Source organism: Polaromonas sp. P1_E1_2, assembly GCF_056406035.1.
Genome location: NZ_JBFUAZ010000094.1, coordinates 1 through 9,904 on the forward strand (window position 1 = coordinate 1; position 9,904 = coordinate 9,904).

The following is a 9,904-nucleotide window of genomic DNA, read 5'->3' on the forward strand; positions in this document are numbered from 1 at the left end:
GCCCGACCCGGGCAAGCGCAAGAGCGTTTGCCTGCCCTACAGCGATGGCTCGGCCACCAACTCCTGCGTGGAGGCCTTCAGCGTGACCTTTGTCGACCCTTCCAATACCTACGCGCTCAGCGACCGGGCTACCAAATACGGTCTGCTGTTTATCGGCCTGACTTTTTTGGCCGTGGGGCTGTTCGAGTTCATGAAGTCACTGCGCGTGCACCCGATCCAGTACCTGCTGGTGGGTGCGGCCATGAGCATGTTTTTCCTGTTGCTTGTGAGCCTTTCGGAGCACATGCCCTTTGAAACTGCTTATGCGATTGCCGCCGCCGCCTGTGTGCTTCTGCTGACGTATTACGCCAGCCACATGCTGGGCCGCTGGTCGCGCGGCCTGCCGTTTGGCCTGGGCATCGCCACGCTGTACGGCATGCTGTTTGTGCTGCTGCGGATGGAGCAAACAGCCTTGCTGCTGGGTGCAGTGGCCTTGTTCGCCGTGCTCGCGGCCATCATGATGCTGACGCGGCAGGTAGATTGGTACGCACGGTTCAAACAGGCTGAACCGGTCAAACCTGAACCGGCAAAGGTGGCCGCGTGATGCGCGCGCCGCGGTTAGAAATGCAGCTCGACCCGCAACCCGGGCTGCGTGTTGCGCACCACCATGCGCCCGCCGTGCAGCAGCATGATCTGCCGCACGATGGCCAGCCCCAGGCCCGAGCCTTTGGTGTGTCCGTCGGGCCGCACGGTCGAGAAAAAGCGCTCGCCCAGGCGGGGCAGGGCGTAGTCCGCCACGCCGGGCCCGGCATCTTGCACGGCGATGAAGTCTGGCCCCGCTTCCAGGGTGATCGCCGAGCCCTCGGGTGCGAACGAGCGCGCGTTTTCCAGCAGGTTGCTCAGCGCCAGGCCCAGCAAGCCGGGCTCCGCATGCACGCCGGCATGTTCCGGACGGATTACGACTTTGATCGCATGCTGGGTCCGGCCGGCGCCGGTCTCCAGCTCAAAAGACTGGAGGAAGCCGGCCCACGCAAGGCGCTCGCGCTCTACCTCTGTATGGCGCTGCTCCAGCTTCGTCAGCTCGAGCATGCGGTCCACCAGCGCCTGCATGCGGCCGGACTGGGCCAGTACCTGCCCGGAAAACTCGCGGCGCGCGTGTTCGGGAAGCTCGTCCTGCAAGAGCTCGCCTGCGCTGCGGATCGCGGCGAGCGGGCTCTTGAGCTCATGGGTCAGGGCGCGCACGTAATCTTCTATGTACTCGTGGCCCTCCAGCTTCAGGCGCATGGCATCGACTGCCATGGCCAGATCGCCAAGCTCGCCCGGTATCTGCGGAACCGCGGGTTTCTCGCCCTGGCCGACGGCGTTGGCATAGCGGCGCAGCTTGCGAATGCTCCACACCACCCACAGCGTCACGGCCACACCGATGGCCAGCGACAACACCAGCAACAGCAGGCCGCTTAGGAAAATCTTCCGTTCGGCCCGGTCAATGAAGGCCTGGATGGTGGCCATCGGCTTGGCGACGGTCAGCACGCCGATGATTTTGCCGTCCTGCTGCACCGGCGCGGCGACGTACATTACGGAGCTGCGGTCGTCCTGCTGCACTTCACGGGTGGCGCGCGCGCCGTACTCGCCGCGCAGCGTGCGGGCCACATCGCGCCAGCGCGAATAATCCTGGCCGGTCGCCACGTTCTCCGAGTCAAACACCACCTTGCCGGCGGCGTCGGTCACGTACACCCGGAAGTCCAGCGATTGCTTGGCCAGGCCCCAGATCTGCGCGTCAATCGGCCGCTGCGCGTAGTTGCGCACATGGCCGGCGAAGCGCCCGTTGGCGATGGCGCCGGCCGACAGGTCGTCGCTGGCCAGTTCGGCGAGGATGTTGGCGGTGTCCACCATCATGTCTTCCATGACCTCCCGCACGCTGGGCTTGACCTCTGCCATGAAGACACGCAGCACAAAAAAAGCAGCAAGGCCCGTGACCAGAAAAAAACCGAACAGCAGCCGTATGCCCAGGCGCATGTCAGCTGCCTTTGGTGCGATTGATATCCAGGGAGTAACCCATGCCACGGTGTGTGACGATGTAGTCATGCTCCGGCGCTGCTTCCTGCAGCTTCGCACGCAGGGTTTTGATGTGGGTGTCTACGGTGCGGTCTGTGCTGTCCGAATCCGTGCCCCAGACCGCAGTGAGCAACTCATCACGCGAACGGATGCGTTCGCGGTGACGCAGCAGCTCGGCCAACAGGCCGAATTCGCGGCGCGTCAGGTTGAGTGGAAGGCCATGCAGGTTTGCGCGTTGGCCCGCGGTGTCAATCACGAAAGGACTGGCGCCAGCCGGCGCCGCTGCAGGGGCAGGCATGCGCGCGCGCCTGAGCAGGCTGCGCACGCGCGCCAGCAACTCGCGCGGACTGAAGGGTTTGCTCACATAGTCGTCGGCGCCCAGTTCCAGCCCGAGCACACGGTCGATCTCCTCGCCCTGCGCGCTCAGCATCAGCACCGGCAGGCTGCCGGCGGCGCGCAGTTCGCGGCACAGATCGAAACCGCTGCCATCGGGCAAGCCGACATCCAGGATCACGGCGTCGGGCAGCTGCAGCGCAAGCTGGCGGCGCGCATCGCCCAGCAGCAGGCTGTGTGTCACGGTGAGGCCGTCGCGCTCCAGTGTGTAGATGATGGACCGGGCAATCGCCGGGTCGTCTTCAACAAGAAGAATGCGCGCGCCGGCCATCAGCTTCTCAGGATAGGGAAGAGTTTTCCTAGACCACCGGCCATCACCTCGACCGCCAACGCGGCCAGGATCAGACCCATCAAACGTGTCATGACGTTGATACCGGTTTTTCCCAGCACGCGGGCAATCGGCTCGGCCAGCGAAAAGCTGATGGCAGTCACCAGCGCAATCACCACACCGTAGCCGACCAGCGCGGCAACCTGCAAGGCCGTCTGGGCCTTCTCTGCGTAAATCACCACGGTCGACATGGTGGCCGGGCCGGTCAGCAGCGGAATGGTGAGCGGCACCACCGCGATGCTGGCGCCGCGCGCAGCCTTCTCGGCGCCGTCTTCCATTTCATTGGTCAGGGGTTTGGCTTCGGCCGGTTGCGCATTCAGCATGTTCATCGAGCTGATCAGCAGCAGCATGCCGCCGCCGACCTGGAAGCTCGCCAGCGAGATACTGAAGAAGTCGAGGATCTGCAGGCCCAACAGCGCGCTGATGGCGATAACGACAAAAGCCGAAAAGGCTGCAACCAGGATGGTGCGGCGGCGCTGCTCGTCGGAGAAGCCCTGCGTGTAGTGGATAAAAAACGGCACGATGGCCAGCGGGTTGACGATGGCCAGCAGCGTGACAAGCGGTTTGAAATCCATCGTTTTTCCTTAGAGGCAATTCAAGTGGCAAGCCCAAAAGCGGGCTAGCCAGCACATTCCAGCCGGGGCCGCGGAACCGGCTTCGCCGGGCCGCAGGCGCAGCGCCCCCTCGGGGGGCAGCGCATTACGCGAAGCGAAAAGCGTGGGGGCACTACCTCCCTCCGGCGACGTCGAGCAGTGCACCTGTTGTATAGCTCGCATTGTCGCCGAGCAGCCAGACAATCGACTCCGCCACTTCGCCAGCGGTACCCGGCCGCTGCATCGGCACCAGCGGCGCCAGTTCACGGGCCCGGTCGGGCAAGCCGCCCGAAGCGTGAATGTCGGTGTCGATGATGCCCGGGCGCACGCCGTTCACACGAATGCCTTCGGTGGCCACTTCCTTGGCCAGCCCGACCGTGAAGGTGTCGATGGCGCCCTTGGCGGCTGCGTAGTCCACATACTGGCCGGGCCCGCCCAGCCGCGCTGCGGCGCTCGAGACGTTGACGATGGCGCCGCCCGCACCGCCGTAGCGCGTGCTCATGCGTTTGACGGCTTCGCGTGCGCAGAGGAACGAGCCGAACACATTGATCTCGAACATGCGCCGCACCCTTTCCAGCGTCATGGCGTCAACGCGGCTGGTGCGGTCCACCACGCCGGCATTGTTGACGAGGCCGTCCAGCCGGCCGAGCTTGGCATCCACTTTTTCAAACATGGCCAGCACCTGCGCCTCGTCGGCCACGTCGGCCTGAACCGTGATGCCCTGGCCGCCGCCCTGGCGGATCTGCCGCACCACTTCGTCGGCTGCCAGCGAGTTGCTGGTGTAGTTGACGGCCACCGCCCAACCCTGGCGCGCCGCGAGCAGGGCGCATGCGGCGCCTATGCCGCGCGAGCCGCCTGTGATCAAAACAACTTTTGACAAACCGGACCTCCTGCAGAAAATGGCAATCCCGGGTAAAAACGGGGATTGCATCGGGTCAATGTACTTGAACAGGCCCCCAAAACCGGAGACGATCATGAGCACCGTTGTGGATTATTACTTTACGCCGCAAAGCCCATGGACTTATCTGGGCCACGAACGCTTTGCGCAGATCGCCCGCGCAGCGGGCGCTACCGTGAATGTGCTGCCYATCGATCTGGGCGGCAAGGTGTTTCCCATCTCGGGCGGGTTGCCGCTGGGGCAGCGTGCGCCGCAGCGCCAGGCCTACCGCCTGCTGGAATTGCAGCGCTACTCAGACTACCTGCATGCGCCGCTGAACCTCAAGCCCAAATATTTCCCGGTGTCGGGTGATGAGGCCTCGCGCCTTATCATCGCCGTGGACCTGCATGACGGCAGCGAAGCCGCGATGAAAATCGGCGGCGCGATCTTCAGCGCCGTGTGGGTGCGCGAGCGCCACATCGCCGACGAAAAAGTGCTGGCCGAACTGCTCGCCGAATGCGGCTTGCCGGCCGGGCGGCTGGAGCAATCCTTCAGCCAGGCAGTGCAGGAGCGCTACGAAGCCAATACCCAGCAGGCGATCGACGCCGGCGTGTTCGGTGCGCCCAGTTATGTCATCGACGGCGAACTGTTCTGGGGGCAGGACCGGCTCGATTTCGTGGAGCGAAAGCTTAAGGCCGGGGCATAAACCGCTGGCCGTTTCCCCTCCAGTTTCCCTTCATCCACACCGATCAACCAATTCAACGGAGCATCCATCTCATGGGCCAATTCACCAACCTCACCGCCGCCGACGGCTTCGTCGTGCCGGCTTATGTGGCGAAACCGGAAGGCAAGCCGCGCGGCGGCATCGTTGTTGTGCAGGAAATTTTCGGCGTCAACTCGCACATCCGCGGCGTGACGGACCGCTTTGCGGCGGAAGGCTACCTGGCAGTGGCGCCCGCCACGTTCGAGCGTGTCAAGCCTGGCGTCGACATGGGTTACAGCGAGGCGGACATGAAGATCGGCTTCGAGCTGAAAACCGCTGTCAGCGCGCTGCCGGGCGCCGGTGTGCTGCAAGACATCCAGGCGGCGATTGACCACGCGGCCAGGGCCGGTGGCGGCAAGGTCGGCATCATCGGGTTTTGCTGGGGCGGTCTCTTGACCTGGCGTGCGGCCTGCCTGCTCAAGGGCTTGTCCGCAGCCGTTCCCTACTACGGCGGCGGCATCACGGCCGAGGAGGAAATCGCGCGCCAGCCGAAATGTCCGGTCATGGCCCATTTCGGTGACCAGGACCACTGGATCCCGATGGAAGGCGTTGAAGCCTTCCGCAAGGCGCACCCGGAAGTCGAGGTGCATGTGTACCAGGCCAACCACGGCTTCAACTGCGACCAGCGCGGCTCCTACAACGAAGCGGCGGCGAAGCTGGCACGCGAACGTTCGCTGGCGTTCCTTGCCGCCAAACTGGCCTGACCGTGCGCCCTGTCTCCGGATTCAAGCCTTTTCGGGTTGCAGCCCTTTGCGGATGTGCGCGAGCAGCTATTATTTTGATAGCGTTTTCGGCGACTGCCCGAGCGGCCGACTACGCCGGTCCGTTGTTTGACACGCACCTGCATTACAACGAAGAGGCCTGGAACGGAAACAGCGGTCCACACTCGCCAGCTGATGTTCTTGCGCGCATGAAGCGCAACGGCGTCAAAGCCATCGTCGCCAACTCCCGGCCCAACGACGGCACGAAGTCGCTGGCTGCCATGCCGGAAACGCGCAAGGCCGGCGTTACCGTGGTCCCGTTTATCCGCCTGTACCGTAACCGCGCTGACTATGACAACTGGTTTCGCGACGAATCCATTTACGAAATGGTGGAAGCCGAGTTTGCGCGTGGCGTCACGGGCGACCAGGCGGGGCCTTACAAGGGCATCGGTGAATTTCATTTGTACGACAGCGCCAATGCCAGCGGACCCGTGGCCAAAAAGCTCATACAGTTCGCTGCGAAGAACAAGCTGGCCGTGCTCTCGCACGTAGACGACACGGCGATCGACTTGTTGATGGCCCACGCACCGGATGCGCGGCTCATCTGGGCGCACACCGGCATAGGCGGCGCACCGGTGGCACGTGTTGATGCGCTGCTGGGCAAATACCCGCAGTTGATGGGTGAGCTGTCCTATCGCCCCGGCCTGACCTGCGAAGGCGGAAAGCTGTGTGCGGAGTGGCGCACGCTGCTGCTCAAGTACCCAGGCCGCTTCATGATCGGTTCCGACACCTGGGTCAACCAGCGCTGGTTGTATTACGACGAACTCATGAAGGGCTACCGCASCTGGYTGGGYGATTTGCCAGCCGAYGTGGCCCGCAAGATCGCCTGGRGCAATGCGGCCGGTATCTTCGGTCTGTAAAACCCACCCCCGTCCAGGCTCACTGCGTGTAGCCTGTTCCCCCTCGAGGGGGYGGCGCCTGCGGTCTGGCAAAGCCAGTCCCGCGGCACCTTGCTTGCAGATGCGGGGAGAAGCGTGGGGCACAATATTCAGATGTACTTTCTGCACTTCTCTCCCAGTTCCGCCGCCATGGCGCCCCACATCCTGCTCCAGGAACTGGGCGTGCCGTTCGAAAAAGTCCTCGTCGACACCAGCACCGGCGCGCACCGGTCGGAGGCTTACCGCAAGCTCAACCCCAATGGCCTGATCCCGACGCTGGTCGACGGTGACCTGGTGCTGTATGAAACCGCCGCGATCTGCCTGCACCTGTGCGATACGCATCCCGAGGCCGGTCTGGCCCCAGCCGTCGGCACCACCGAACGCGCGCATTTCTACAAATGGTTGATCTGGTTGACCAACACCATGCAGTCGGCGCTGATCATTTATTTCTACACCGACCGCTGGATGAACCCTGGCAACGACCCCGGCGTAGCCGAGTTGAAGTCGCACGCCGAAGCCAAAGTCGGCCTGATGCTGGACCAGCTGGACGCGGAGCTGGCAAGGCTGGAGAAAATCCATGACCAACCCTGGCTGTTGGGTGCGGCGTATTCGGCCGTGGATATCTATGCGCTGACGCTGTGCCGCTGGACGCGCAACTTTGCGTCGTCGCCGGCACGCAACCGGCCCCACCTCGGCCCCTACCTGCAGCGTGCGCTGGCGCGGCCTGCCGTGATCAAAGCCTTCCACGCCGAAGGGCTGGCCCAGCCTTGGGTCTGAGTCTCTAAGCTTTCGCCGCAGATGGGTTGTCGCGCTGCGCCTGCTCGATCTGGGCGACCAGCTTTTCGGGGTCGGTGTTTTCCTTGAGGATGGGAATGTCCGGGTCGCCCTCGATGTTGGCGCCTACCTTTTTGGCGATGCGCTCCAGGATCTGGATCATCTTGGTGTTTTCCTGCTCGGTCAGCAGGTTGATCTGCAGGTCAAGCTGGTTGCGCCGGTCACTGATGCGCAATTCATAGTTCTGGCTGATCAGGATAAAAGACGAGAGGAAGATGGCTTCCAGTGACACCATCAATGTGAGGAAGGTGAAGGGGTAGGGGTCGAAATGCGCCAGCCCCGGCCATGAATTGAAGCTGATCCAGAACGCAAACGCAGCCACGTGCATCCAGACAAAAGGCATGGAGCCGCAAAAGCCGGCGACAAAGGCGGCGATGCGGTCAGCCCGGCTGCGGTTGGCCAGTGCCGTTTCTTCCACGCGCCGCATGGCTTCGACATTTTCGCGCGTCAGGTCATCGGCGCAGGTTGTATGGCCGTTCAGCGCCTTCTTGCCGGCTTGATTGCTCATGGGACATCCTTTTCGGGGTGCTGCTACCCACTCCTGCAGGTCAGCTTCGTGCCAGCTTGCCGGTGAGGAGAAGCGCGTCGGGCACTGCAGCGCCGTTGGCCGTATTGTCAAAGATGCACCAGACGCCGGCGTCGGACGCCGCCGCAAGCTCAAGCCGGACGGCAAGCGTATCCAGCACATCGGGTGCATAGGCCGAGTAGTACATCTTCGGCGACCCATGCAGCCGCACATAGACCAGGCCGGGATGTCCACCCGGCTGGGCGGCTGTGTCAAACAGAACCGGGTCGGCCAGGACGCGGGCCACCTTCATGGCCTTGAGCAAGCCGTCGGCCGCTGGTGTGAACCAGCTGACATGGCGCGGCTCCAGCGCAACGCCGCCGGCATGGCGTTGCCGCAGTGCGGTGAGGAAGCTTGTGGCCGTTGCTGGATCAAAAGCCAGGCTGGGCGGCAGCTGCACCAGCAGGCAACCGAGTTTGTCGCCCAGGCAGCGGACCTGTGCCAGGAAAGTATCCAGCAGGGCATCGCAGCGGCGCAGCCGTTGTTCGTGCGTGATGGCTTTGGGCAGTTTAACGGAAAAGCGGAAATGCGCCGGTACCGTGGCCGCCCACCGCGCATAGGTGGCCGGCTGGTGCGGGCGGTAGAAGGAAGAATTGATCTCGACCGCATTGAAACGGGCGGCATAGCGCTCAAGGTGGCTGCCGTCCGGCGGGAATTCGGGCCAGGTGTCGCGCGGCAGGCTCCAGCCTGCGCAGCCAACCTTCACGCCGCAAGGATTGTGAGGCCGGGTTTCAGGCTGCATGGCGGCAGATCGCGGCAGTGGCTTTCGGGAACCGTTGCGGGCGCCGTGTCAGCGGCGCGTCCTGGCCAGGTACTGCTTGCGCCAGAACACCGTGGCGACCACCACGACGATCAGGACCATGAACCCGAAGGTCCACCAGAAACCGGTGGATGCGTGAAGAAAGGGCATGAATTCGAAGTTCATGCCGAAGAACCCGGTGATCAGGTTCAGCGGCAGGAAGATGGCGGTGAGCGCTGTCAGCGTGCGCATGATGTCGTTGGTGCGGTTGCTTTGCGCCGAGAAATGCATTTGCACCGCGGTTTCGGCGCTTTGCTCCATGCGGCGCACATGGTGCACCACACGCTCGATGTGTTCGAGCACGTCGCGTGAGCGGATCTTGAGCAGCTCGCGTTCGCGCACTGCGGCGGGTGTGCCGCCTTCGGGCCAGGTTTCAATCGAATCGATCCAGTCCTGCAGAGCGGCCCGCTGGTCTTCGCAGATTTCATCGAGGTGGTGCATGGCCAGCCGCGCATCGAGCACCGAGCTCCAGTTGGTAAAGCGCGTGCCGGGCCGCAGCAGTTCGGACTGCCAGTGGTCGAGCTGGCGCGTGAGCTCGCGCCGCAGCTCGAGGTAGCCGTCGACCATCTGGTTGACGATGCGCAGCATCAGGTCGGCGGGGCTGGCGGGCAGCTTGACGCCGCTGGAGCGCGACTCCGCCGTGGTGGCGTTGAGCAGGCGGGCCGCGTAGGCATCGCGCACCGCGCAGTCGGCAGGGTGCACCGTCAGCACCACCTTGTCAAACACGGCAAAACCGACCGGGCTGGTGTCGATGCGCTTGAGGACCGGCGGGCCGCTGCGTTTCATGCGCTCGTGCAGCGGTTCGCCGGGCTGGCTGAGGTCGGTTTCGCTTTGCCCGGCCGCCAGGCGGCGGAACACCAGGATGTCGTACTGCGAGGTGTAGTCGTAGTGCGAAGGGAGCTGGTTGTTCAGCAGGTCGGCCACATGCAGGTCGACCAGCTGGGTGCCGCACAGCGTTTGCAGCGCCGCCTGGACCTGCGCCTGCATCACCTCGAACTCGCGGCGGGCGCAGGCAATCCAGACAAAACCCTGCGCCGGCAACTGGGCCGGCAGGGTGTCTGTCTCGATGATGCCCTGGG

12 protein-coding genes are annotated in these 9,904 nt (G+C 63.9%); 5 read left to right on the plus strand and 7 right to left on the minus strand.

Translation table 11 applies throughout. From position 1 onward, the window contains the following. The coding region (locus AC1D1P_RS07040) for an inner membrane CreD family protein (protein WP_477672508.1) at window positions 1-583 on the plus strand (583 nt) is incomplete at its 5' end. A 14-nt stretch (window positions 584-597) separates the two neighbouring features. Here the strand turns inward: AC1D1P_RS07040 and creC are convergent. The 4 genes from creC to AC1D1P_RS07060 form a co-directional block, all read right to left on the minus strand. After that, on the minus strand, window positions 598-1,995 hold the full coding sequence (gene creC, locus AC1D1P_RS07045; RefSeq protein WP_477670237.1) for a two-component system sensor histidine kinase CreC: 1,398 nt from the start codon (window positions 1,993-1,995) through the stop codon (window positions 598-600). Between the two features lies 1 nt (window position 1,996). Next, window positions 1,997-2,698: a two-component system response regulator CreB gene (creB, locus tag AC1D1P_RS07050; protein WP_477670236.1), complete on the minus strand. Its 702-nt coding sequence runs from the start codon at window positions 2,696-2,698 to the stop codon at window positions 1,997-1,999. Next, window positions 2,698-3,330, minus strand: a complete 633-nt coding sequence (locus AC1D1P_RS07055) for a MarC family protein (RefSeq protein ID WP_457281681.1) — start codon at window positions 3,328-3,330, stop codon at window positions 2,698-2,700. Before AC1D1P_RS07055 ends, creB begins: the two co-directional genes overlap by 1 nt. A 151-nt stretch (window positions 3,331-3,481) precedes the next feature. Continuing rightward, on the minus strand, window positions 3,482-4,228 hold the full coding sequence (locus tag AC1D1P_RS07060) for an SDR family oxidoreductase (RefSeq protein WP_477670235.1): 747 nt from the start codon (window positions 4,226-4,228) through the stop codon (window positions 3,482-3,484). 94 nt (window positions 4,229-4,322) lie between these two features. Here AC1D1P_RS07060 and AC1D1P_RS07065 point away from each other — a divergent pair, with 94 nt between their 5' ends. From AC1D1P_RS07065 to AC1D1P_RS07080, 4 genes are all read left to right on the plus strand, one after another. Further along, the gene (locus AC1D1P_RS07065; protein ID WP_477670234.1) at window positions 4,323-4,931 is read left to right on the plus strand and encodes a DsbA family protein; all 609 of its coding nucleotides are present in this window, start codon (window positions 4,323-4,325) and stop codon (window positions 4,929-4,931) included. A 71-nt stretch (window positions 4,932-5,002) separates the two neighbouring features. Next, window positions 5,003-5,692 carry a dienelactone hydrolase family protein gene (locus AC1D1P_RS07070; RefSeq protein ID WP_477670233.1) on the plus strand — a complete coding sequence of 230 codons (690 nt, stop codon included), beginning with the start codon at window positions 5,003-5,005 and terminating at the stop codon, window positions 5,690-5,692. A 68-nt stretch (window positions 5,693-5,760) separates the two neighbouring features. Continuing rightward, window positions 5,761-6,609 carry an amidohydrolase family protein gene (locus AC1D1P_RS07075; RefSeq protein WP_477672511.1) on the plus strand — a complete coding sequence of 283 codons (849 nt, stop codon included), beginning with the start codon at window positions 5,761-5,763 and terminating at the stop codon, window positions 6,607-6,609. A 132-nt stretch (window positions 6,610-6,741) separates the two neighbouring features. After that, complete coding sequence (locus tag AC1D1P_RS07080; RefSeq protein WP_477670232.1) at window positions 6,742-7,404, plus strand: glutathione S-transferase family protein; 663 nt, start codon at window positions 6,742-6,744, stop codon at window positions 7,402-7,404. A gap of 4 nt (window positions 7,405-7,408) precedes the next feature. Here the strand turns inward: AC1D1P_RS07080 and AC1D1P_RS07085 are convergent, their stop codons facing one another. From AC1D1P_RS07085 to AC1D1P_RS07095, 3 genes are all read right to left on the minus strand, one after another. Continuing rightward, window positions 7,409-7,969, minus strand: coding sequence for a DUF1003 domain-containing protein (locus AC1D1P_RS07085; RefSeq protein WP_477670231.1), 561 nt, complete (start codon window positions 7,967-7,969; stop codon window positions 7,409-7,411). A gap of 40 nt (window positions 7,970-8,009) precedes the next feature. Beyond that, window positions 8,010-8,768, minus strand: coding sequence for a DUF72 domain-containing protein (locus tag AC1D1P_RS07090; protein WP_477672509.1), 759 nt, complete (start codon window positions 8,766-8,768; stop codon window positions 8,010-8,012). A gap of 48 nt (window positions 8,769-8,816) precedes the next feature. Then, window positions 8,817-9,904: magnesium transporter CorA family protein (locus AC1D1P_RS07095; protein ID WP_477672510.1), on the minus strand; the 1,088-nt coding region annotated here is incomplete at its 5' end.